Origin of the sequence: Paenibacillus sp. IHBB 3054, from assembly GCF_051594305.1 — a bacterium.
Classification (GTDB): Bacteria; Bacillota; Bacilli; order Paenibacillales; family Paenibacillaceae; genus Paenibacillus_AQ.
On record NZ_JBOFBG010000015.1, the window covers coordinates 114,641 to 138,430 of the forward strand.

Annotated in this window: 19 protein-coding genes and 1 pseudogene; 8 read left to right on the plus strand and 12 right to left on the minus strand. The window is 41.8% G+C overall.

Annotated features, from left to right (window positions below; genetic code table 11):
* The first annotated feature begins 30 nt into the window (after window positions 1-30).
* A complete protein-coding gene (locus tag ACQ76X_RS17720; protein WP_438495253.1) occupies window positions 31-1,563 on the plus strand; it encodes a DUF3502 domain-containing protein in 1,533 nt (510 codons plus the stop codon).
* 126 nt (window positions 1,564-1,689) lie between these two features.
* Here ACQ76X_RS17720 and ACQ76X_RS17725 read toward each other — a convergent pair.
* Window positions 1,690-1,935 (minus strand): annotated as a pseudogene (locus ACQ76X_RS17725) (ABC transporter substrate-binding protein); the annotation flags it as partial.
* A gap of 94 nt (window positions 1,936-2,029) precedes the next feature.
* Between ACQ76X_RS17725 and ACQ76X_RS17730 the strand changes: the two are divergent.
* The 4 genes from ACQ76X_RS17730 to ACQ76X_RS17745 all read left to right on the plus strand — a co-directional run bounded on the left by ACQ76X_RS17730 (window position 2,030) and on the right by ACQ76X_RS17745 (window position 6,043).
* Window positions 2,030-3,466 carry a hypothetical protein gene (locus tag ACQ76X_RS17730; RefSeq protein ID WP_438495254.1) on the plus strand — a complete coding sequence of 479 codons (1,437 nt, stop codon included), beginning with the start codon at window positions 2,030-2,032 and terminating at the stop codon, window positions 3,464-3,466.
* Between the two features lie 16 nt (window positions 3,467-3,482).
* Window positions 3,483-4,970 carry a hypothetical protein gene (locus ACQ76X_RS17735; RefSeq protein ID WP_438495255.1) on the plus strand — a complete coding sequence of 496 codons (1,488 nt, stop codon included), beginning with the start codon at window positions 3,483-3,485 and terminating at the stop codon, window positions 4,968-4,970.
* Between the two features lie 486 nt (window positions 4,971-5,456).
* Window positions 5,457-5,771 (plus strand): hypothetical protein, encoded by a 315-nt coding sequence (locus ACQ76X_RS17740; protein ID WP_438495256.1) that lies wholly within the window; start codon window positions 5,457-5,459, stop codon window positions 5,769-5,771.
* Window positions 5,772-5,806: 35 nt separating this feature from the next.
* Window positions 5,807-6,043: a patatin-like phospholipase family protein gene (locus ACQ76X_RS17745; RefSeq protein WP_438495257.1), complete on the plus strand. Its 237-nt coding sequence runs from the start codon at window positions 5,807-5,809 to the stop codon at window positions 6,041-6,043.
* Window position 6,044: 1 nt separating this feature from the next.
* On the opposite strand, the gene ACQ76X_RS17750 is transcribed toward ACQ76X_RS17745, so the two are convergent.
* Window positions 6,045-7,403, minus strand: coding sequence for an IS4 family transposase (locus ACQ76X_RS17750; RefSeq protein WP_438495258.1), 1,359 nt, complete (start codon window positions 7,401-7,403; stop codon window positions 6,045-6,047).
* Window positions 7,404-7,652: 249 nt separating this feature from the next.
* Window positions 7,653-8,951 (minus strand): group II intron reverse transcriptase/maturase, encoded by a 1,299-nt coding sequence (gene ltrA / locus ACQ76X_RS17755; RefSeq protein WP_438495259.1) that lies wholly within the window; start codon window positions 8,949-8,951, stop codon window positions 7,653-7,655.
* A 1,058-nt stretch (window positions 8,952-10,009) separates the two neighbouring features.
* On the opposite strand from ltrA, the gene ACQ76X_RS17760 reads away from it, so the two are divergent.
* Window positions 10,010-10,672, plus strand: coding sequence for a hypothetical protein (locus ACQ76X_RS17760; RefSeq protein ID WP_438495260.1), 663 nt, complete (start codon window positions 10,010-10,012; stop codon window positions 10,670-10,672).
* 966 nt (window positions 10,673-11,638) lie between these two features.
* On the opposite strand, the gene ACQ76X_RS17765 is transcribed toward ACQ76X_RS17760, so the two are convergent.
* From ACQ76X_RS17765 to ACQ76X_RS17775, 3 genes are all read right to left on the minus strand, one after another.
* Window positions 11,639-13,672, minus strand: coding sequence for a cellulase family glycosylhydrolase (locus ACQ76X_RS17765; protein WP_438495287.1), 2,034 nt, complete (start codon window positions 13,670-13,672; stop codon window positions 11,639-11,641).
* Window positions 13,673-14,285: 613 nt separating this feature from the next.
* On the minus strand, window positions 14,286-15,095 hold the full coding sequence (locus tag ACQ76X_RS17770) for a hypothetical protein (RefSeq protein WP_438495261.1): 810 nt from the start codon (window positions 15,093-15,095) through the stop codon (window positions 14,286-14,288).
* A 28-nt stretch (window positions 15,096-15,123) separates the two neighbouring features.
* Window positions 15,124-15,786 carry an HAD family hydrolase gene (locus tag ACQ76X_RS17775; protein ID WP_438495262.1) on the minus strand — a complete coding sequence of 221 codons (663 nt, stop codon included), beginning with the start codon at window positions 15,784-15,786 and terminating at the stop codon, window positions 15,124-15,126.
* Window positions 15,787-16,267: 481 nt separating this feature from the next.
* On the opposite strand from ACQ76X_RS17775, the gene ACQ76X_RS17780 reads away from it, so the two are divergent.
* Both ACQ76X_RS17780 and ACQ76X_RS17785 read left to right on the plus strand, forming a co-directional pair.
* Window positions 16,268-16,585, plus strand: a complete 318-nt coding sequence (locus ACQ76X_RS17780; RefSeq protein WP_438495263.1) for a DUF6809 family protein — start codon at window positions 16,268-16,270, stop codon at window positions 16,583-16,585.
* Window positions 16,586-16,802: 217 nt separating this feature from the next.
* Window positions 16,803-16,940, plus strand: coding sequence for a hypothetical protein (locus ACQ76X_RS17785; protein WP_438495264.1), 138 nt, complete (start codon window positions 16,803-16,805; stop codon window positions 16,938-16,940).
* 1,313 nt (window positions 16,941-18,253) lie between these two features.
* On the opposite strand, the gene ACQ76X_RS17790 is transcribed toward ACQ76X_RS17785, so the two are convergent.
* From ACQ76X_RS17790 to ACQ76X_RS17815, 6 genes are all read right to left on the minus strand, one after another.
* Window positions 18,254-18,826: a TetR/AcrR family transcriptional regulator gene (locus ACQ76X_RS17790; RefSeq protein WP_438495265.1), complete on the minus strand. Its 573-nt coding sequence runs from the start codon at window positions 18,824-18,826 to the stop codon at window positions 18,254-18,256.
* A gap of 109 nt (window positions 18,827-18,935) precedes the next feature.
* Complete coding sequence (locus ACQ76X_RS17795; RefSeq protein WP_438495266.1) at window positions 18,936-19,973, minus strand: aldo/keto reductase; 1,038 nt, start codon at window positions 19,971-19,973, stop codon at window positions 18,936-18,938.
* A 48-nt stretch (window positions 19,974-20,021) separates the two neighbouring features.
* Window positions 20,022-20,879, minus strand: coding sequence for an SDR family NAD(P)-dependent oxidoreductase (locus ACQ76X_RS17800; RefSeq protein WP_438495267.1), 858 nt, complete (start codon window positions 20,877-20,879; stop codon window positions 20,022-20,024).
* Between the two features lie 11 nt (window positions 20,880-20,890).
* Window positions 20,891-21,970, minus strand: coding sequence for an alkene reductase (locus tag ACQ76X_RS17805; protein WP_438495268.1), 1,080 nt, complete (start codon window positions 21,968-21,970; stop codon window positions 20,891-20,893).
* Between the two features lie 42 nt (window positions 21,971-22,012).
* Window positions 22,013-22,711: an SDR family oxidoreductase gene (locus ACQ76X_RS17810; protein WP_438495269.1), complete on the minus strand. Its 699-nt coding sequence runs from the start codon at window positions 22,709-22,711 to the stop codon at window positions 22,013-22,015.
* Window positions 22,712-22,929: 218 nt separating this feature from the next.
* Window positions 22,930-23,508, minus strand: coding sequence for a TetR/AcrR family transcriptional regulator (locus ACQ76X_RS17815; RefSeq protein ID WP_438495270.1), 579 nt, complete (start codon window positions 23,506-23,508; stop codon window positions 22,930-22,932).
* Window positions 23,509-23,790: the final 282 nt, after the last annotated feature.

Sequence of the window (23,790 nt, forward strand, 5' to 3'; positions counted from 1 at the left end):
CATATTGATTCTATTTCAGGAGGGTTCATCATGAAAAAGAAAAAAGGTTGGTTAAGTTTGCTCCTGTCCGCTGTATTCTTGTTAAGCGCCTGCTCCCAGGGCAACAATGAAAGCGCTAACTCTACTACAGGAGCCGGAAGTGAAGGTACAAGCCCCTCTGCAGGCAGCGATAACAAAGCAGGCAGCGACCTGGCTCCCGCCAAGCTGAAAATTGTGCTGTACGGTGATGAGTCGAACCGGATGAAAGAATTGGGCAAGTCGGAATTCCATGATGTGATCAAGAAAGAAATCAATGCCGAGGTAGAATTCCAGTTCCTGCCCTGGACCGAATACGGCGGGGGCAAAACTGACCTGATGTTGTCCACGGGAGAAGATTTCGCCACTTATACCGATAGCAATTATATGGTGAAATCAGTCGCCAAAGGGCTGTATACCGATCTTACCCCTTATGTGGATGCCGCACCTGACCTAAGTAAAAATGTTGACGAGGCTTCCTTCAGCGCTTTCCAGCTGGACGGCAAGCAATATGCAATTCCTGTCGGCAACAAGCCAAATTCCGCAGAATTCTACAGCGTGCTGGTCAGACAGGATCTGCTGGAGGAGGCCAACATGACCAAGGTCACCTCGCTGGCAGAGCTGGAGCAGTTCTATGACAAGGTCCATGCCATTCATCCGGAGCTGATCGGTTATGCCTCCACAGATGCCCGCAGAATGCTGCAATATGATTACACGGACAAGAATCTGTACTGGCAAAATGATTTCATTGCGCTTGATGAGTCTGCTAAGGACGATCAAATCATCAGCTGGTTTGAAAGTGAAGAATTCAAGAGCTATGCCAAGCTGATGCACGGCTGGTATGAGAAAGGGATCATCCCGAAATATGCCGCCACCAATGTCCCGCAGCTGCAATCCGACTGGAACTCCGGCAAAGCAATGTTCTGGGCCGGTACGGCAGCGCGTCCTTTCGAGGGTGCGGCTACGATCTCGCAAGCGGTGCCTGAAGCCAAGCTGGTTAACTATTTCCTTGGCAGCGGACGTCCGAAGATCAGCCGTGGCACCTACAGCAGCGCCTTTTTCGTCTCCGCCGCAGCTAAGGACCCGGAACGCTACGTGATGTTCTTCAACCTGCTGCAAAAAAATCAGGAGCTATATGACCTGTTCGCCTACGGCATTGAGGGAACCGACTTCTCCCTGGATGACAAAGGGCGGCTCACGAAAATAACCACCGATCCGCTGATTCCCGACTGGCTGCTGATGAACAAAAATTTCATCCGCTTCGACAACACGGTGCCGGATGATTTTATCGCCGGATATAAAGCCTGGGATGACGGGGCAATCATCTCCAAAGGCGCAGGCTTCAACTTCGACAATACGCCGGTCAAGAATGAAGAAACGAAGCTGAACGGAGTATTTACCGAATACCTCGCGCCGATCGGCAGCGGCTTCAGCGATTATGAGTCCGCCTACCCTAAAGCGCTGGAAAGACTGAAGTCAGCGGGAATTGACAAATATATCGCCGAATATCAAAAGCAGTTCTCGGAATGGTACGCCAAGCAGCAGTAAATAGCCTGGCTTGCGCCGGAAAATAGTGTTGTCTTGCAAAGCAAAACCAGCGTGCCCCCTATTATACGGGAGGCACGCTGGTTTTCTGTATTCCGCTAGTTAGTTAAAGTCACGTTCGCATTTTTGCTATTTAATGCTTTTACCAGTGAACAGTGAGGTTCTCGCTTTTACCAGGTCGGTATATTGTTTCTCCATCTTCTCTGCACCGGCTTTGTTCAGCTCTTCGATAAATTCATCGTAGATTGTATCAAATTCGGCTGTTTTGGCAAGAACCGCTTCCGGAATCCGCTTGCGAACAATATCCTGCGTTTTTTGATAGATGACTTGATAGTCTCCATCCGTTGGGACCTGCATGTTGTATAGTGCTCCCCAAATTCTTTGATTCGTCTGAGAATAATTGTTTAATGATAAGAACATATTAATGGCGTTGTGCAAAAATGAAACATTCTAGGAGGTATTCCAAGCAATGACTTATGTAGCAAACGCTGATCAACTGATGGGTGCACTTTTGGCAAAACTTTATCAAACCATCACAGGTGAAGGCGCAGATTTAAAACAACCATCAAATAAGTACGTAAGTTGGATATTACCCGGTATACCTATGGTACCCGAAGATTTTACCTATTGCGAAAAGGGATTAAACGGTGCGACTGCAGAGGAAAGACGACTTTTGGCCCACCAGGCTTTTGTGATGTCAAAACTGCTTGATTATATCCCAGATCCAAGTGGACTTGCGCTAGAACCAGAAATGCAGCAGACCATATTTACAACAACCCAAGATACCATTAGTTCGGTATATAACGATGTTTTGAAATATAGCAGAGTCGTACACTTTGAACTAAGTGAAGAAGAAAAACAGAAAATAGCTGGGTATAGAGCATTTGAAACGGAGAAGATTACGGTATATTTACAGTATTTCGATGCTTATGCAAAAGCTGCATCAGAACTGACAATTGCTTTCATTGCAGCTAAATCAGCTACAGGAAACTCACCTGAAGAATTAGCAAAGGTAGAATACTGGAGTAAAATGGGGAAAATACTTCGGCAAAGAGAACACATTGCGTACGATCAGTGGAATTCATTAGGATTTAAAAATGAAATCGAAGATAAACAGAAATATATCGAAGCTGTTGGCTTAAAAAGTATGGTTACCTACAAGGGTGAGTTGCTGGAACTCCTCAGAGATCATACAGAGGATGGTTTCGATGAAGGTCTTTTTCTTTACACTTCACTTATCCCTGGAAATTTTGCCAAAAGTGAAGGTTGGTTACATTTCGAATTTGGTGAGTCTGATTTTCAAACATATAGTGGAAAATCGGTTACCAAGGGAAGCTTAGGTGGAGGGGTCAAACTTTTAGGGGTATTTAAGATTGGATCCGCCAGTGGCTCTACTACAACTACTACAATTACTGAGTCGGATAAAGCAACAAATTTTAAAGTTACTTTTGAATTTGCACAGATTCCGATTCTTAGACCTTGGTTTAAGCCTGGTTTCTTTAGTATGAGAGGATGGGATCTCGATAAAATGTGGGATCTCAATTTGCCTGACAAGAAGGTTTCGGACGGCGAAAGTGTGGGGCGATTAGTTGCTTATCCTATCTCAGCATTATTCGTACGGAATGTTGTTTTATCATTCGATGAAACGAGTAATTATAGTAATACCTTCAATAACGCATCGAGTGGTGGAGGATCTGTTGGTTGGGGGCCGTTTCGTTTAAAAGGTTCGTTTAATACACCTCGAGACGTGAAAACAACTGGTCACCACGAGGAGAATGGAAAGATAACAATTGAGGGATTACAGCTAATAGGGTTTATTAATAACATGATACCTAAATCGCCAAATCTGCATCCAGATATAAATCCTGAGGATCTAGCAGGAAGTGACGAAGGGAATCCAAGTTAGAAGGCGGGTGAAGTGATTGGATTTTATATCTATAGCCATCGCTGGGAAACTAATGGATTTGTATTCTAATCAAGATGAATTTCTCTCCTTTCCTTTAGGGAAAGTCGCTTTTACAAACAAGTCACTTGATTTTATGAAAAGCGACTCTCCAACGGGAGTAACGGAATTAGAAAAACTTAATTACAAAGCTGACTTTTCCCGAATTGTGAATATTATCCCTCAAGATGACATTCTTTTTGATTTGGATACGAGCAGGTTTGTTTGGGATGAATATATCCAGTGTCTCAATTTTTCTAATTTCGCCAAGAGTTCGTTAACTAAGGAAGAAGAAGACAAGTTGAATATTGCCATTAACTTTCTAGGGCGAAATAAGCCCTCTTTAGATGTTTTAAAGTACTTACAATACAGAAACATTTTCAATGAAGCTGATAAAGCCTACAACCAAGCTAAGCTTTCCGTTGAGCTTTCTACAGGCAATGAGGAGATCATTTTAAGAAAACATTGGGAAGCTTATCTTGAGAGAGAATTATGGGAAGCAAGAGAACAAGCTGAAAATGATTGGATCAACAGGGGGCAAAAGAGAATCGTCGAGAATTATCAAGCCATTCGTAATTCACTTGAACTAAGGAAATACGAGAGTGCGGGAAAATACCTTGAAGAGGTACGAATTTCAGAATTCCTTGATACGAATGGACAAGGTGCATCTATTTACTCGACCCTCTATAGTCCCACGAATATCATTGAATCGCCTTGGAACAAGATGACAGTCACTCCAAGTGAAATCAAAAGCTACTTTGAAAAAGCTACAGATGAGATTAAAAAGCTGTTTACAGCTAATGATTCCAGTTCCATGGATAACCTGACATCGATTACCTTAGACTATAACTATATTTCGGTAATCAGACCGTGGTTCCGTTCATCATTTTTTGAAATGCGAAACTGGAAACTGACTGATGACACTGTAATATCTGACGGGAATATCCCACGCAGCGGGAAATTGCCGGGATACATCACCGGTTTAATTTTGGTTAAAAACATCAATTACCAATATATAAATGACCTGGGTACTTCAGGTAATACAGTACTCTCTATACTAGGGGAACGACCTTTGCTAGATATTATTAGAGATATAAAGACAGAAATTCCAAACAAAGCGGTTCCGGTCGCTGGTACAAATGGATCTCCAGATCCTGGCTTTATTGACCCGCTTCCGCCAATCAATTTTAGGGATGTGGTTATAAGGCCCATCAATATTAGACCGATTGATATTAGTGTTCTTCTTAGACCAGGATATCGTGATGGGGACATAGGGTTGGGTAGACCGATATTACGTCCTGAAGCTATAGTAGAAGACAATAATGATCCGGATATGCTTCCGGAAGATTTGGCATTGGAGAGTGTATCAAGTGCAAATTTCTCGGTTGACGAAGGCGTTTTTGTCATTGCTTTTGTCTGTCAAAGAATACCGAAAGCCCCCAATCCAGACAATAGCCTTACTTGGTAAAGAATACAAAATGCTTCCCTTATAGTGGAGGGAAGCATTTGTTGTGTCAAAAATCTATAATGAAAGAAGCGGGTAAGGTTTAGAGGGACTTATAGTAACTGAACCAATATATTCATGATTTCTTCACGATGAATATACGCAGGGAGTTATATTTACTTTCAAGATCTTTAATGGTGTTCACATTTAAATCGGGTATTCTCGATAATAAGTGGAACAGTTTAATAAATACTGGTGATTGATTGAAGCCATTTTCACAAAGCCTTCAACATAAAGTTCTTCTCTTATACGCAAATCTGCCTTCCGGAGAAGCGGCATCAATGACTGTAAGTTTTTTTAAGTAGTAGTTAATTTATCATCAAATGAGGAAAAGAAATGTGCCTCGTTCATGACTAATAATAAGCAGCTTGATTAATTTTAGAGTTAGGTTGAATAGTTGTTAGAAAATATTGGGACAATACAAATAACATCATCCTGGAGTGTGAAAAAATGAGCGTAACTTATAAAGATGCCGTTTACCGTGGTCATAACGGGCCATATGATCTTATTTGGTGTGAATACCGGGCTCGCTTTCATACATTTACTGAACTAAGATACGAAATTCGTGCTTATGAAGCATCATTAGAGTTTATACCTCAGCCGGTATATAGGAAAGGTAAAATCATTGGAGAATCTGCTTGGAAAAAAACACCTCAGAAAGCCCGTCAAGATATCGAAGATGAATTAGGGGAATTGAAAAAAGAAAACATTTTATATGAGGATACGTTTAGTGTGACACTCCCAATAATTGACGAAGAATTTTAAGTGAAATGTTTTGTAAAACTTGGAGGCTGATTAAAATGAAATATCCCTTTAGAAATCTCGTTTTTGAAGGTGGTGGGGTAATAGAGGTCGTTTTTGTCGGTGTGATGAATGCACTAAATGATCATAAAAACATATTGCCTAATGTAGTAAGAGTTGTCGGCACTTCAGCAAGAGCTATCGTAGCCTTATTGGTTGGTTTGAACTATAGTGCTGCGGAAATCAGTGAGGAGTTAAAAGGACTGGATCTCACAAGGTTTACGAATCCTAAATAACTCAACTTTCGCAGCTTGAAATCGGCAAGTAAGCCTTGATGTAATTGGGCAGAGCGGAGATCCAGTGCTGGAGTTGACTTTTAATCATGGCGGATAGTTTCTTGCCGACTTGATTGGCGATTTCGTTCATCAATTCCACCATTTGTTGTAAAGCAACTGCCCAATCCAAAGTACCGACTTCATCACAAAGCAAATAAAACAGTCCGCCGAGCGTCCGTTGGTCGGTGCTTTGCCGATGCTGCCAGGCCAGCAGAATATAGCGGGAAAAGACAATCGTTGTATGGCTAATGAGCAAATCGTAGGAGCGACCTTGAAACTCTTTTTGCAGGCGCAGCAAGGATTTAGCGCATTTAAAAAAGACTTCGATGTCCCAGCGAAGAGCGTAGATTTTAATGATTTCCGGTGCCGTCAGCGTCAGATCCGTCGATAGAATAGCGAGCCACTCGTTTTTCTTGGAGCGATGGCGAACAAAGACCACTACGACTGGAATACCGGGAATCAGTTCCGTATGAATCTGGCGCAAAATATTCCGTTGTTTCCCCTGGACGCGCGAGGCGGATTGGTAAAGACCTTTGAGATCTACCCGTTTGCTATGAACGAGATACCGCTTGTTGTCATTTTTCACCATGCCAATGACATGCAGACCGCGGTCTGCAATCCGTCCGATTAGGGGGGCATGCGTGAACCAGCTATCCATGAGTACGTAAGCCGCAGAAACCCCGGAAGCGATGGCCCGATCCAGCAGTTCGGAAACCAGATGTGGGGCAGAAAGTAAAGCTTCCTTCCGGCGGTTGTAACCGCTGGAGCGCTTGTCGATTCCCGGATTCATGCCGGTGAGTCCGGCCTTCACGGAACTCAGCAAAGCGAAGTCCAAAGGGAGAAACGTATGACCGTCCGACCAGCCCAAGGTCAGCATGCGGAACCCTTTATAGTAAGCACCCGTTGCGTGATCCTTAAAGCGAGCCAACAATTCTACAGCTTTGCTCCGATTTCGTTCAAACATGGAATCGTCCACAATGAACACAGAGGTCCTCGTGACGGAAGTCAGGGTTTCGACTCGCTGCACCGTGTCACTGCTGAGCGAAGTCAAGAAGCGCCGCCAAGCGAAGCCGCTATGATTGAGAAACCGATAGACCGTATCTTTGCCAGGAAAGGTTTCACCTTTGGCACTTTCCAGCAGGCGAAACCAGTTTTTCTGATGGAAGAGCAGCACGAAAACGAGCAGGAACAGATGGGAGCAGGTATACCCGAAAGTCTTTTTGAATCCTGATTTTCTCAGGTGCTTCAGTACACCCAGCTCCTGAAAAGCAGGCCTCATTTCGGGCGGGAGTTGATCTAGAGACAGCTTTTGCTTTATCATGGAGAGGACACCTCTTCTTTGGTTTAGTGGAAGCTTCGACACTCTCACTTTACCAAATGAAGTGGTGTTTTTCTATGTTGGCAAGACCCTTACTTAAACATGCTCCACTTTAACCCCGGTATGGGGTCAACTCGATTTTTGACTCTGGTCGAGTAGACGTGAACCTCACGACTCACGCCCCTCACAGATCCGTACGTGCCCAATTAAGGCATACGGCTCCTCATATCATCTTTCGCAATACTGCATGGATTATCCGTATATATTCACGTAGATTTTAGGTTCCGGTAAAGGGTTACGCTGCAGGAAAAGGTTATATTTATCTGCCGTGAAACTCCTTCTCTGGCTTCTGCGATTCAACCATTTCAGTAACGTTTTAGATATCTGGAATTTGTATACGGACATTGCTCTGCTGTTGTCCGTTATTCCATAGTAGCGATAATGCCCAATTAGTTTGGCTCGTATCGTCTTCATTAGTTCCTCCACGTCTTGATGGCGTTCCGTTCTCTGCCAATTCTTGAATGCTTTCACTTTAGATTTGAACTTCTTCGCACTCGTTTTTCTCTTCACTCTGAACTTTCCCTTGCTGCTCCTGCTGCAATAATGAGTAAAACCCAGGAAATCAAACGTTTTAGGTTTTCCCTGTCCCTTTCGCTTCCGGTTCTCTTCGGCAAAACGTCCAAACTCCAGAATTTTCGTCTTCTCTTCTGCAATTTCCAGATCGAATTTGGCCAACCGTTTGATTAATGCCTCATAGAATCGTTCTGCGTCAACCTTGTACTGAAAGCAGCATACGTAATCATCGGCGTATCTAATCATACTTGCTTCGCCCCGGCATGCTTTCTTCACTACGACCTCAAACCATAAGTCCAAGGCGTAATGCAGATAAAGATTTGCCAATACCGGAGAAACAATTGAACCTTGTGGGGTTCCGGCTTCTGTCGGCTCCCATTTCCCTTGTTCCATGATCCCGGCTTTCAGAAAACGTCTGATTAGCCTTTGGATATTTGAATCTGCAATTCTTACTCCAAGGAATTTCATGAGCCATTCGTGATTGACCTTCGTAAAGAAACTACGAATGTCGGCATCCACGATGTAGCTAGTTCTTCCATATTCAATATTTCGATTCAATGCTTTCAGTGCGTCATGACAGTTTCTCCCTGGGCGAAAACCGTAGGATAGGTTCAGAAAGTCCTGTTCGTAAATGGCTTGGAGGATCTTGTTCAGTCCCAATTGCACGATTTTGTCCTCGTAGGAAGGGATTCCGAGCGGTCTTGTGCTCTTCTCATCCTTGGGTATATAGGCCCGTCTTACAGGTTGTGGTCGGTAGCTCTTCCTCTTCAGCCGTTCTACCAAGTCTTTAATGTTTGATTCCAGATTCTCTTCATATACTGCCTTCGTAACTTGGTCGACACCCGTAGCTTTGCTACCGTCTAGTTCAAGGTGGCATTGTGTCAGCAGTTCCTCATTCAAGAGGTGATACAGCGATGTGAAAGACTCCTTTGGATTTTCTTTTGCTATGTTTGCTATTCTTGCCAGTTTTGTTTGCACTTTTAACCTACCCCTGTGTGTAGAAAATGTGTCCTTAACAAGATTGATGATATGTCACTGCCTTCCCTTTGCCGACATTACTCGGCTTCATCGGTAGTACGCAGTGATCCGACTCCCTGTTCGTCATTTGACATTCTTCCTTTTGATCGGTTGTTTGTCATACTCCCCCACCGGGAGAACTGACAGGGTCTCCCAAGTTGCAGTGAAGTCATTGTATAGCATGCCTGGCTCTCCGACCCCGGGAGAGCTCATCCCTACTTGCCTTTAACGCATGAATGAGTATGGTCTTCCGTACTTTCGACAACGTCGACCTCTCCGGTTTACTCTTTTCGAGGCTCTATCACTTTCAGGCCTACTATCTGGCTGTCTACGCTTAACGTCTGAAATTACTTCCAGCCGTCCAAGACTCGCTATTGGTGGCTTGGCTTTAGCCTTTCCAAGCAGGATTTCCACCTGCTAAACTTCACAACCTAGGCTTGGTCGCACCGAAAGTTGAGTAAATAAGAATAATTTCCATCAGTGATGGTGATAATAATTGTGAGGAGTACTTTCCATTAACGGATCACGAGATAAGAGAATAAAAAATGCTGATATGAGAACAGAAATCACGATTCTAGAGAAAGGAAAAATGAATATAAAAATACATTTTCATCCAAAATCGACTTTACTCCAATCATCAGTATCATCGTATTCCTTACAGATTCCTGAAAAATATTCTTTTTTCTAATCAACACCATATTCATGAACAGGTCACGTAGGAACCCTTAATGAGAGATCATGGAATGAAATCATTCCTAGTGAGATACAAAAAAAGTGACCAATTATGCCATGCACCACACAGTACACTTGTTATCAATCCATATACATCGGACGAATTTTATCCAAACATTTCAAGATGAAGAAGAAAGCTATTCAAATATACCTCCAGCAAGCTTCAATCCTTGAACATTCCATTAAAGAATATAGTGATTATCAAGCTCTAGAAGGTACTTAAATTGATCTGTCCAGTTATGAAGGACAAAACATTATGGTTCAGTATAATAAAGGAGGTATAAAGCTTGGTACTAGGAAACATATTAGGCCCGTCAGACAACGAACAATGGAAAGAGGTCTCACTTATACATAGGGATCCTCTCCCAGTGTCTATCCTTTGCCTCCCGGATGCAAATAACAATATTTTGAAAAAAGAAAGGATGGGAGGTTATTTCTACTATCTTCCCAAAGCTCCTTTACTAGTGAAGACTCCCAACGGTGTACCTGTCTTGTCTATCATTCTCAAAAAAAGTGAACCAATGCAAGGTAATATTATCTTTGAGGTAACACTTGGCTTCCAACCACCTAAAGAATTCGTGAAATCTACCAGAATAGGAAATGTGGAATACGTTCCGCTTACTGCAAGTAAGGTACTCTTTGAGTTGGTATCACTTCAAGAAGGTACAGAAAAATTGCTTGCCTCAATTCCTGCAAGCGGACAAAATGCTAAAGCATTATTTGATATTCCGCTTAGCAGTTCGGAGACTACTGAAGTACTTTCAGCATTAAACGGAATAGCATCAAAGATTTCTATTCGTGCCAAGGTCTCTTACAAGGTTGCCCCTAAACAGAACGAAGAGATACTTTCGAGCACCGAACCTGCTGAGAAATCCATAACAATTACGGCACCCCTTGATACAGTGATAGGTGAAGCATTAAAAATGGATCCAAATCAGTTTATCAATTGACAGTTCATTTGGTAGACGGCTACAATGGAAACCCATATTATATTCATTTTTTCCATAAATTACAGACTATTTTACTGTATACTTCCAATGTTGCCTATTGTATCCCTTTTCTCAATAAAAATTGGGGACTCCTCAATATGACTGATACGTCATTTTGAGCTGAATCCAGTGAATTAACCCATCATGTTTCTTCACTTTGGTGAATAGAGCGACACACTTTTTTTCCTTTAAAGTAGGCAGAGCCTTGGACCTTGATAGTACTATTCCGTAATTGTCGAGTGTCAAGAATATAGTCCGATAACGAACCGCATATTTTCGCGGTTTTTTATTTTTCAGATACATTTTCTTGTCAAAAACCAATGGCAAGAAAATGTACCGATTGCCAATCTAGGCCATTAAGATGTACCGATCACCGCGGCACATAAATTTATCGCTCGTGTTTTCCAAAATGAAATGGCTCTATCGAATGCTTATGACACTTTTTTATTATCACCACTGTTTTTTCCGCATTCTTCTGGATAGCTATTATTGCTTATGCTCCAAGAGTTTGGGTTGAAATAAACAAGGGTATAATATCACCAAAATACTGGAGGGGATTCCTTGTTTAAACGGTTTGTTTCTTTGATTTTTATCTGTACTTTGTCGATTGGCATTAACAATGAACCATTGATCGCTACAGCTGCACCTAAGCTCTTTTCTTTAAATGTAGAATTAAACAATTTACAAGACGCTACTGATTTCAAACTATAATAGGTGCAAGTTCTTGCCCGAGTCAGAGGACAAGAACTTGTTCAGATTACTGATCAAAAACGATCTGAAGAGGTTCGCGTAATAAGTATGATTCTCATGAACAGCATAAAATCTGAGAGTTATATATTCTCAGCTAGAAGAAGGTCTCTTATTAACTTTAAATGAACTGGCATGCAGATTTTTTTGATTAAGCAGGCTAGCTTTTGATTTTTGATGTTATCTAACGTTAATGATGGCGTTCCCTTGCTCTGTATAGCTGGTTCCTGCCCAATCATGTGACATATCCAGATACTCCAGCCCGGTACCATTTCCTTTCCACGACCATCCGATATAGCCGACACCCTTTTGCTGGGAATAACTCATAATCGTCGCTTCATCAACATCTCCGTTAGTATGTTTTATTCCGAATTCACCGATAACAAGAGCCAAGTTTTTATTCAATACATTGTCTATATTACTCTTAACCGTCGCAGCATTTCCTCCGGCGTATTCATACATATGGATCGAGAACATCGTATTTTTCAACGGATCTGCATTAAACACCTGTGTTCCATAATCAACTATGGATTGCGGATATTGCCCCCATCCCGCTCCGTCAACCATGATGGTATTTTTGATTCCGGCATTTCTAAGCTTCGGTATTACAGAAGTATACCCTTTGGCCCAGTTTGCACCATCCCATGTGCCGTACCACTCATTTGCTATGTTGAGGATGACGGTTTTTTCTTTTCCGATGAGTGCACTTTTCATTTCAATCCAGTAATTCGCTATATTATCAAGTACTGCTTCACTATCCGAGCCAGTTCCATCATGGACTTCGACGACTACCACCAATTTATTCTGTTCGCACAGGGTGATGAGATTTTGTAGGGCTGCCAGACTGTCTTTCGACCATTGCTGCCCGTCTGAAAGGACAATTCTAACGGTATTTGCACCTGTCTTGGCAATTGCAGGAATGGCAACGGACTCCTGACCTTTGTACCAAGTGTAAGCATGGTTAATCCCTCTCATAACAAATGGCTTTCCGTTTGCATCATATAAAGTTGTTCCGTTAATATAGAATCCCTGGGTGGTGGCAGTTGCACTGGTTGTTACACTCAGAACCGTGCTTGCCGCCGATATATTATTTGCTGCGTCCTTTGCCTTTACCGTGAAGCTGTATGCTGTATTTGCAGTCAAGCCGGTTACGGTATAGCTTGTTGTTGTGCTGGATCCGGCCAGAGCCGTTCCATTGTATATGTCGTACCCTGTTACGCCTACATTGTCTGTGGATGCTGCCCAAGCAAGGCTTACGCTTGTTGCCGTTTTTGAGGAACTTATAAGATTTGTTGGTGTGGTTGGTGCTGTGGTATCTGGGGTCGTTGTGATCTGCGTAAATTTCCATTTCTGTTGTGCATTTCCGTTATCTGTCCACTGCTGCACATTAGCTCCATCTGCAGATGAGCCTCCTGCTACATCCAAGGCTTTACCGCTGCTTTTGGAGATTAATTTGTAGTACCCGCTACCTGCATCAATAATTCCCCACTTCTGAGTGACTGCACCGTTGTCCGTCCACTGCTGCACATTGGCTCCATCGGCCGCAGGGCCTGCGGCATCCAATGCCTTGCCGCTGGACTCAGCAATCAATTTATAGGCTCCGCTGCCAACGTCAATGACTTTCCACTTTTGTTGGGAGTTTCCATTATCGGTCCACTGCTGTACATTAGCTCCGTCTGAAGTAGCGCCTCCTGCTACATCCAGGTTTTTGCCGCTATGTTGCGCTGTAAGCTTATACACCGCACCAGAAATAATTCCATTATCCACGGGTCCGCTATCCGAATACACTTCAAAATCCCACAAAGAATACCCGTATTCGGTTACCCTTTGCGTTCCATACATTCTTACATATCTTGCACTTTGGGTTACAAATGAAATCGTATCGACTCCACCGTCTCCTGTTGTAGTGGAAAACACTGTAGTCCAGTTACTGTTATCTGTGGATAGCTGAATCTGGTAAGATTTTGCGTAGGCAGCCTCCCAGTTCAGCATTACACCATTCACATTGATTGCGCTCCCAAAATCAATACTAATCCATTGAGGATCAGAATAACTGGAGGACCACCTTGTTGAAGCGTTTCCATCAATAGCCATATCCGGTGTTTTTGTTGAATCTTCACTTGAACTTGCAGTTGCAGTTTTGTTGAGTGCGATGTTTGTTGCTGCATTTGCCTGAATTGGTGCTACCATCCCCATAAGCAAACAAAATATCATAACAAAAGCTAAAATTTTCTTCAAGCAACATCCCTCCCATTAATTAATAAATCTTTAATTTCGATACACCTTTCACTTAAATTGGCATTAAAATACAAAAAAACGCCCTCCTCCTTCCTCATTATCCACAAATTGAAAGCGCTCTCTTATTTGAAAAGAGCTCTAGATGCAATGATCTAATGGTTCCCACAACATATTTGGCACACCACTAAATCAATGGTTATGAGGCCCGTTGTTTCCAGCAGCCCTCTAACCATTACAGAATATTACTTTGTTAGCATAATCGTCAATGGTTTCAATAACACAATTTAAAATATTATTTCGAACGATAAACGCCTTTCTCATCGGATTAGCGAACTGCCAGAGCGCATCCTCTGCTTGTGGGAGGGCAGGAATAGCAAAATGTCATTTTACGACAAAAACAGCGTGAAGAGGAATGAGCTTGTCCTTATAGAGCGGGACGAATCTTTATTTTGTGCCTTGCTTTGAAAGTGTTCTTTCTGTAAGTGGTATTCTGAACTTAAAAAAGATCGCATGACCCTCATTATTTCATGAGAGCCTTGCGATCTTCCTTGTTCTTTTCTGCAACAATCGAGAGAACTGTATCAAAACGTTACTCTTCCAACACACTTATATTTTTGAACTCACCATTTCTATCGACCTCAAAACGAACGTTAGTATTCCTTGGATCCATTCCTTGAGAAACCCCCTTATTATGAACCTCTATAGTATGCACAGAGATACAATAAAGCCCTTCAGTAAGAACATGACTTTTTTCAAAATCGTTTACTATATCCTCTGCTTGAGGAACGTCTTTGTCTTGTTTATAGGTGTTAAAATCAAAATTAAAATTAATTACGCCCCGATAACGCTTACCCTCTTTACTTAATGGATCAGACATGTCGGGCAGAGAATTTAGTGTATCTATTTTTTGAGTCCCTCTGAAAGTATCTATAAGTTTATCCGCCTGTTTTGTATTCAGATTAATATTAAGATAATAATAGTAATTCCCTTTCATTTTATCGTACTCACTTGCCGATTTCTTCATTAAATCATATTTGTCAATCAGTTGTTCTGTTACTTTCATTACCTCTGGATGCTGTTCAATATAGGCACCTTTATATAATTCAAAAAATACATTATCACTTCTTTCCTCTTCAATTTTGTAAGTATCCCGTTCGAGCATAATATAAGCAGTCGCATGATAGGGTTTGTCGATTTCAATAGCTGTCTGATGATCAATACCTTCAAACCAATTATCATCCCATGTCAGAAATTTGAACGACTCCTTGAAGCCATATCGCTCATCTAAATAATTTTTAACCGGGTTTTTCAGGTCACTTTCTTTTACACTTCCACATCCGCTTAATGAAATTACAGAGATAACCATGGTTAAAACAAACAATAAATACTTTCTACGCATTGTCAAAGTACTCCCATCCTTCTTACGATTAAATATGCAGAATTTTAATAATATCAGGCAATGAATGAATCGACGTTACTCCAGGCGGCGTCTCTTTGTTTTCCCGATTTAAAAACAACGGTTGAATTCCAACATTAGCAGCACCCGTGACATCACCGCTTAATGAATCGCCAATATGTATCACTTCGTCTGCACTAACCCCCGAAACCTCCAAGGCCAGTTCGAAAATTTCCTTGCGGGGCTTATAAGCTTTTGCCAGCTCGCTTGTAATCAGTCCATTTGGTTGTAACCCCATGTTGAATAATGCTGTTTCCACAAAAATAGTATCGCAATTCGTCACAATGTATACCGGCAACCGGTTGGCTGAGAGAAAAGCCTCGACATCTTTGTAGACAGGAGGATTGCTCCAATGTTCTGCAAGCCTGTCAGCAAGCTTTTTGGCGTCTGCTGTGGAAGAATAATGCTGAATGGTTGTCTCAAACGCCTGGACAGCCAGTTCATACTGTGGCAGAAACTTCTCTCCAAATGAAGCGGCACGCAGCTCTGCAAAAGATCTCCACCAAAACCTGGCAGCTTCCATTTTGTCCTTTGCATTTCCAGTGTTATAGACTTGTTCGATTACCTCCATAGTAATTTCACTGTTTTCATATACTAACGTACCGTAAAAATCAAGAAAAATTGCTTTCGCCATGATCTTGTTCATCTCCAATGTAATTTAATTACTTTACCTATATAAATTGAACTGAAAAGTTTAGTGTAAAGGTTCAGTCGCACTGCGGGGAATGTTTGGACTTCCGGCCGCTGTTGTCTTCGGATTTCTTGATTTAGACTGCTGTTCGCGGTTGAAATCCGAAGACTGTTTATGCTTTCGAAGAGAGCTTTCCTACGGAAAGCTTTCAGGCGGTCGCTATCGCTCCTACAGTTCCAAACTTCCCCTCCGTCGCTCCGCTCCCTTTCCTCAAGTTTCAAGTCCAATCTATATACCCCAGTCAACCTGCAAATAATCCACTATCAAATTATATCAAATTTAGCATATCACGCCTTCCATTTGTTACCACAAACCAAAAATAAATCCCATTCTGTAGAATATACTCCGTGGATTTCATGATAGAGATGACCAGATAATGAAACTAAAAGATGTCTTACCTGAAAACTCGAAAGGATGAAGAGAAATGAGGAGCCTGCTAGATCAGCTATATTATGGCAATTTGTGTCCCGATGAAAAGGTTATACCCAATGATCCGTATTACCATCAGGCAAGCCGGAAAACCTCTGAAACAGTAGAGGCTTGGAAGAAGCGGCATTCTGAAGAGGAGTTTGATGAGCTTGAGAAGTTACTGGACTTATATGGTCAAACTCATGGGATGGAGTTGGACTCCTCCTTTGCCTATGGCTTCCGTCTGGGGGCAGGCATCATGGTTGAGGTGTTAACTGGAAAAGATGAGCTTGCCCACAAGTTGAGTGTCTTCCCAGACACAACTACGTTGTAGGAATTTCATGCGGAACGCTGTAAAAGTTTCTTTGCCGCTATCAATTTTTTTAGAACAGACAGCTCAAAAAATGATATATCGCAGAAATCCTGTAAAATCAATGCATAGAAGTTAGAAATGTTAAAAAAGTCGCGTTTCCGTCCTAGCTACTAGACACGCTGCAAAAAAAAACAAACCCGGATATTTTGGGCCTATAGCCCCTCTAAAGGAGGATAAAATGAATCGAGAAATAGCCATAGTTGAATTAGCCAAGCATTTGATTGAACAGTACCCCAGAAAACATGACGTGAGGTTCCGCCGAGCTGCAGCTCTTAGCCGGATAGAAACCATCGTCGAAAGTGACCGTACAGAATGAGTATCCCCGTATATATAGTTACTTTTCGTAGGTTGATATTCGTAAACAAATGCAACGGGACCGACTTCTATCTCGACACAGAAGAGTCTTTATTGAGGATAACTGCCTGTTAGTTCAACAAAAAGCAGTCGATCCTTTTAGCCGGCTGCCGAGTTGTGTGTATTCAACTAACGTTCCCCGTTAGTTTTACTGGCTGTTGATGACATCGCAGCCGGTGCGTAATGCTAGGTTCCCGTAGTTACGTATCCACTGTCACTCACAATAACCCAGCAAATTGCAATGCTTATGTGTTGGAATCCGTTATACTTTCGCCCTCTTTAGATTGTGACAGTATGACTTCAGCCTCTGCTATGGCATTACGAAACAATTCTTCTGTCCAATTGATTCGGTCTACTATATCTTGTACGGTTGTTACACCATATAGCTTTTCCAAGGTTAATACCACATCAACAGGAAAATCCCGAGACGCATGAACCAGAAAGCAGTCAGCTTGGAATGGTGTATAGATTATCCGAAGTATATCTACAAGTGGATTCACGACATACTATGATAGTAAATCAGCGACTCTAAAAAAAGCCTACGTTTTGTATATTTGACAGCCCGACCCCTTTGACTGTAAATACCTTGAGCACTTATCAACTGTGAATGTAGTTGTGAACGGTGAGTCGCGTGATCAACGTCTTGAGGTTATGGACACGACACGATGTCATTTTAGATTCGATAAAAAATAAACTTTATCTCTAACCTGCCAGCGAAGTATTGGACGTTCGATCATGTATGCTTAAGTAAGAATAAATCTAAGCCTCCGCAAAGCATAAAAGTGTAAAAAAGCCGGTCTCCTCAGAAACCCGCAATTATAGTTGAAAAATCGAACTTGCTTAAACCGAATAAATACTTCAGGTATAAATGACCACATGCTGCACTGCACCAAGTTAACAACTTCCTAGGCGGTGCTAAGCGGCAGCACCTTGGCGGCAAGTCCCTTCATTGCAGACAGCTTAGAACTCCGGCTTCTCGCCGGGAGGATGGAAGAAGCGCTCATGCTGAATCTCTCTAGGCCAAACCCCAGCAGCTGCTTCCGTTCTTTCTAAGATTCCAATATAAACCGATAAAGCAAAAGAGGTAGTGAAACTCCGAGCCATTACTGCATTTATAAAAACTATTGAACATTTCTTATTTTCATGTCCAAATTGAACTTTTTGGACCATTGAGTTGGAGTATCACCATATCATGATGCAAATAAAGCAATTTCTCCGACCCTAGAGAAAAAGTCATGTTTTTCACTGAGAACTATTCTATCCAGTAAAGGAGTTTCAATCTAGAGTGTTCAGTATGGTATGGATAATACTTGTTAATTTCCCTTGATCCGTTGCTGTTTTTACCATCGTACGAAGTCCTAGCCAGGCATTCAATAAATAATGAGAACAGGCCTCTGGCTTAAGTGAAGCTCTAAGCTCCCCTCTTTGCTGACCAGTCTGAACGAGTTGATATAACAACTTCTCCATTTTTGAATAGCTCTCTTCAACAAAGGATGCAACTTCATGATCCAGCACTCCCAGCTCCACACCTGAATTAACAATGAAGCATCCTTGAGGTTCTCCTTCTTTCCTCATCGAAGACTCTAGAAATCGTCGGATTAATTCCTTTACCGGTTCTTGCTTCTCAACCAAGAACCTCATTTTCTTGTTTTGAGTTGACTCATACCGTTGGAGTGCCTTCATATATAAAGCGTGCTTATCACCAAAAGTATCATAGATACTTCTTCTGTGAATTCCCATAAAGTCTACTAAATCTTGCATTGAAGTTTTCTCGTAACCTTGCATCCAAAACAGTTGTATTGCTTTATCTAACACTTCATTAATTTCAAATTCTTTGGTTCTTGCCAATGTAATCACCTCAAGCAATCATTATACAACGATCCGCAAACTAATGTATAAAACATAAATAAAATCAAGCGAGGTGCTTGATTTTATTCTTTACATGCTTTACTAATTGTTAACGAAGGATTCTTCGCTTGTCTGCTTGTAACCAACCCGGAGTCCATCCCTTTTCTGTCGTGTCCAGGGTTACTCCAGGTGGAACAATCGTATCGATCGCATCCAGAATATCGTTGCTTAATCGGATGTGACTACCCTTTAAGGTTTCCCGGAGCTGCTCGATTGTCCTAGCCCCTACAATTGCTGAAGTAACGGAAGAATGAGCTTGCGTGAATGCCATAGCAAGATGCGGTAAAGTTAATCCCGCTTCCTCTGCCAGCGTTTGGAGTTTGGCTATGGCTTCAAACTTGCTGCGGTTTTCTTCCCGATTAGGATCAACAATAGATTGTAAACTTCCCGCAAAGGTGGCTGCTCTTGAATCGGCGGAGACCGCTTCTCCAAAACGGTATTTACCAGTTAATAGACCTCCCGAAAGTGGGCTCCAAACCAAAACACCTATTCCGTATTTCGCTGTAGCAGCAAGCAGATCGAATTCGATACTGCGGTTTAAAATGGAATACGGGGATTGCTCAGAGACAAAACGCGCACTATTTTTGCGTTCACTTATCCATTGAGCCTCTGTAACTTGCCAGGCCTGAAAATTGGATGTGCCAATGTAGCGAATCTTCCCTTCACTGACCAAATCCGTAAGCACGCTAAGTGTTTCTTCAATATCGGTATTCAGATCAGGCTGATGTAGTTGATACAAATCGATATAATCGGTTTGCAGTCTTCTCAAACTATCTTCTACTGCTCGTTTAATCCAATATTTCGAGTTTCCAGATTGATTCTGTCCACTGCCCATAGGCATACCACCTTTAGTGGCCAGAATAACATCTTGTCTGCGTCCTTTTAGTAATTCACCTAAAATTTCTTCTGCTTGACCACTTGAATAAACATCCGCCGTATCAATTAGGTTAATGCCTCCCTCTAGTGCTTCATCCAGAATGGGGGCACATTCCTTTTCCGTATTGTTCCCCCAGAACCCAAATGTACCTGTACCCAATACAAAACTGCTTACTTTAAGACCCGTATGACCTAATATACGATATTCCATGTACACCATTCCCTTCTTAGTTCATCTAATTAGAATGACCATTCTATTTTAGTTAATAAATTGCATGATTCCCTTTGGAAAAGTATCCTCTGCCTCTGTTCTTTTCTCATATAGATTGTACCAAGCTTCCGCGACTTGATCAGGATCAAAACCTGTACCTTTCTTGATCAAAGGACTAATAGACAGATGTCCAACAAATACTCCTAAAGGATGTAAACGATCATGTAAATTAAGAATATAGTTTCTTAACCCTGACATAGCTATACCTGAATTTCCAAACATGGGACTCGGACTCATTGCTGAAAGATCGCTTGTGAAAAGAAGCGCCCCTTCGCCTCGTTCAGTCATTTCCGGGATGACTTGTCTGGCTGAATTAATGGCTCCAATTACAACATTGTTGAAAATTTGAAGTGCGCTCTCATCAGTCGTATCCAGTACAGAAGTCGTAGAAACACTACCACTATGTGGGCTAAACTCCATGACATCTATTGTACCGAATGTACTCTTAATTTCTTGAAAAGCCCTGGTAAGCTGTATTTTGTCTGTAATATCGGCAGCAAAACCCTGAGCTTCAATGCCCATCCTGTCCAGCTGCTCAGCATATTGATCCAGCTTCTCCTGTGTTCTTGAAACCATAGCGATACGGAATCCATGTCTTCCAAAAATTTTGGCCAGTGAGAAGCCCAGACCTGGTCCTGCACCGATGATAACCATTGTTTTCAATTCATATTCACCCTTTATCAGAAATAGTATTACACAGAAATAACCATCAATGGCAATTATTGCAATATCAACAGGATTAGATATTGGTTTTTTCACAATTTTTAAATATGCGTTTTTATTATGTTGATGACTCACAGATAAATTAATGGCGCACAATTTTAAGTTGTACGCCATTTTTTTCATATAATCTATACTTAGCCCTTCTGAGCTTCCAATTCTTTCAATGTAGGATAATCCGTATAACCCTTGCTTCCAGCACCATAAAATGTTGCAGGATCTGCTTCATTTAATGGAGCGCCTGCTTTAAGTCGTTCCACAAAATCCGGATTAGCCAATGACCATACCCCAATAGGTGCCAGATCAGCAAGACCACTCTCGATATCAACACCAATATTCTCCAGTCCCCGTCCAGCCCGATTGACTAACAACGGATTCGTCCATAAGGAACGAATATCTTGAAGCAATTCATCGTTTCCGAGGTGCATAATATGAAGGTAAGCTAAATTCAATTTTGCTAATTCCTGCGTAAGATAACGATAAAGATCAGGACCTTGTTCACCATCTTGAATCCCACCAAGAGGGGTCCCTGGTGAAATGCGGAAGCCAGTTCTCTCTGCCCCGATCTCGTCAATGATGGCTTTGGTTACTTCAATCGCGAAGCGAGCTCGATTTTCTATAGATCCACCATATTCATCCGTACGTTTATTGGAATTTTCACCGATAAATTGGTTGATTAGATAACCATTTGCTCCATGAATTTCAACGCCGTCAGCGCCTGCTTCAATAGCAGCGGCCGCAGCTTTACGATAATCTGCAATGGTTATTTGAATCTCTTCTTTACTCAACTCACGTGGTACGGGGATATCCTGCATGCCTGTAGCCGTAAACGTTTCTACTCCTGGTGCAATTGCAGATGGTGCAACTGGCTGCCGATGATGAGAAGTATTGTCAGGGTGCGACACACGACCGACATGCATTAATTGAATATAAATATACCCGCCTGCTTCATGCACGGCATCAGTAACCTTTTTCCACCCTTCAATATGCTTTTCCGTATAGATCCCAGGTGTTCTTAAGTAACCTTGACCATCATCAGAAGGTTGTGCACCTTCTGTAATAAGAAGTCCCATCGATGCTCTTTGAGCATAATACAGGGAGCTTAATTCTCCCGGTGTACCATCTTCTTCCGCTCTGCTGCGTGTCATTGGCGCCATCGCCAAGCGATGCGGTAATTCCAAATTGCCAACTTTTGTTTTAGTCCACAGTTTTTCCATTATTAACACTCCTCTTTAAATTTGTTTAACAAGAAATTATGATTAAGTAAGATGTGGGTATAGCGCAGAAACCCCACCTGCAAGTGCACCTTGTACCATTCGGCTGTTATCATCAGCAAGAATTTCAAAGCTGCCAGATTCTATGCCGTCAATAGCTATTTTTGCGATATCTGAAGGGTTCGATTTGGGAGCATCTATACCGGTTGTCATGTCTGTCTCCATAAAGCCTACATGTAATCCTGCTACTCTAACATTATGAGGATACAAGTTTAAACGTAAATCGTTCGTCAATGCCCATGCTGCAGCCTTCGCAGCTGTATAAGCACCCGCTGTTCCCGAACTAAACCAAGATAATGCGGAAAGAATATTCAAAATCGATCCTCCCCCGTTTTTTTCAATGATCGGTGCAAAAGCGCGAACCATGGATAGCGTACCAAAGAAATGCGTATCAAATTCCAACTGTATTTTTCCCACATCACCTTCCAGCAAAGAAGCGCCTGTAGATGATCCTGCATTGTTGATTAAAAGCGTAACATCCTTAGCAAGGATGGCAGCTGCAGCAACTTCATCGGGGTTGGTAATATCAAGCTTTACAGGTGTAACGCCTGGAATATCAATGGTCTCCGGATTTCTTGCACCTGCATAAACTTTAGCCCCTCTAGATAGAAGTTCAAGGGTAAGCTGGCGGCCTAAACCTCGGTTTGCTCCAGTGACAAATGCAACTTGTTCAGAAATGTTCATTGTATTAGCTCCTTTTTGTTTTTGATTACAATTCTTCATAAAATTCAGTAAACTGTGACTCATTTTAAAAAGTTCTAGGGATAGAACGGCTTCTCATTCAAGAACGATCATACTAGAATAAACACAGGCAATTATACTAATATCTTTCTAGGCTGAATCTTCAAATTAGCTCAAGTATGCTAATTTGGGAACGATCTTCACAAGTATATATACAATGATTACTTAGTTAAAAGTTTAATCGATAAATCGGCTATACGGTGTAATTTTTCTTTACGTATGGAAGTCCTTGTCATAACCCTTAACCCTACATAAACTGCATGCAGATGTTCCGCTAGATCGTCGGCATTATAATCTGAGCTAAACTCTCCATCCTGCTGTCCCCACAGAATAATATCTTTGAACAGTTGTTCTGATAATGTAAACAATTCTGTGGTCTTTAAATCCACCTCAGTATCCCGCATTGCCAATTCCACCGCTGAATTCACCATCAAACAACCGGAAGGTGAATCTTCTTCACCAGATATCACGAAACTAAAAATAAGTTGAAGTGCCTCCGTTGCATTCTTAGAGCGTTTAACTTCTCCTACAAGCTCAGCATTTACTTTATCGCGAAATCGGTCCATTGCTTTTAGAAACAGCGTATGCTTGTCGCCAAATGTGTCATATAAACTTCTTCGATGAATTCCCATATGCTTGACCAGATCCATCATAGATGTCTTCTCGTAACCTTGTTCCCAAAAGAGCTTCATCGCCTTTTCTAATACCACGTTCTCTTCGAATTCTTTGCTTCTTGCCATTCTATTCCCTCCCTGTTATTCAATATAACATATTGAGAACGATCGGTAAAGAATTTTATTGAATGGTAAAAACAATTAAGAGCCCCCTACAAAATCCACTCTCATACTCTCTCACTACAGCTTATATTACTACCTACTGCGTAGCCTAATACGAGCTATCATTTTAACAATTCGCGTTAACAAGCTTTGCTAATCTTATTCAGGAACCCTTCGTCATAAGTGTCCGTGAGATTGGTTTCAGAGAATCAATATGGTTATATCGTTATTTGGGCATTTTCCATT

What these genes read in the sequence shown, in the direction of transcription:
- ACQ76X_RS17720 (WP_438495253.1), top strand. Translation starts at nt 31, where the DNA reads ATGAAAAAGAAAAAAGGTTGGTTAAGTTTGCTCCTGTCCGCTGTATTC.
- ACQ76X_RS17730 (WP_438495254.1), top strand. Translation starts at nt 2,030, where the DNA reads ATGACTTATGTAGCAAACGCTGATCAACTGATGGGTGCACTTTTGGCA.
- ACQ76X_RS17740 (WP_438495256.1), top strand. Translation starts at nt 5,457, where the DNA reads ATGAGCGTAACTTATAAAGATGCCGTTTACCGTGGTCATAACGGGCCA.
- ACQ76X_RS17745 (WP_438495257.1), top strand. Translation starts at nt 5,807, where the DNA reads ATGAAATATCCCTTTAGAAATCTCGTTTTTGAAGGTGGTGGGGTAATA.
- ACQ76X_RS17750 (WP_438495258.1), bottom strand. Translation starts at nt 7,403, where the DNA reads ATGATAAAGCAAAAGCTGTCTCTAGATCAACTCCCGCCCGAAATGAGG.
- ACQ76X_RS17765 (WP_438495287.1), bottom strand. Translation starts at nt 13,672, where the DNA reads ATGATATTTTGTTTGCTTATGGGGATGGTAGCACCAATTCAGGCAAAT.
- ACQ76X_RS17770 (WP_438495261.1), bottom strand. Translation starts at nt 15,095, where the DNA reads ATGCGTAGAAAGTATTTATTGTTTGTTTTAACCATGGTTATCTCTGTA.
- ACQ76X_RS17775 (WP_438495262.1), bottom strand. Translation starts at nt 15,786, where the DNA reads ATGGCGAAAGCAATTTTTCTTGATTTTTACGGTACGTTAGTATATGAA.
- ACQ76X_RS17780 (WP_438495263.1), top strand. Translation starts at nt 16,268, where the DNA reads ATGAGGAGCCTGCTAGATCAGCTATATTATGGCAATTTGTGTCCCGAT.
- ACQ76X_RS17785 (WP_438495264.1), top strand. Translation starts at nt 16,803, where the DNA reads ATGAATCGAGAAATAGCCATAGTTGAATTAGCCAAGCATTTGATTGAA.
- ACQ76X_RS17795 (WP_438495266.1), bottom strand. Translation starts at nt 19,973, where the DNA reads ATGGAATATCGTATATTAGGTCATACGGGTCTTAAAGTAAGCAGTTTT.
- ACQ76X_RS17800 (WP_438495267.1), bottom strand. Translation starts at nt 20,879, where the DNA reads ATGAAAAAAATGGCGTACAACTTAAAATTGTGCGCCATTAATTTATCT.
- ACQ76X_RS17805 (WP_438495268.1), bottom strand. Translation starts at nt 21,970, where the DNA reads ATGGAAAAACTGTGGACTAAAACAAAAGTTGGCAATTTGGAATTACCG.
- ACQ76X_RS17810 (WP_438495269.1), bottom strand. Translation starts at nt 22,711, where the DNA reads ATGAACATTTCTGAACAAGTTGCATTTGTCACTGGAGCAAACCGAGGT.
- ACQ76X_RS17815 (WP_438495270.1), bottom strand. Translation starts at nt 23,508, where the DNA reads ATGGCAAGAAGCAAAGAATTCGAAGAGAACGTGGTATTAGAAAAGGCG.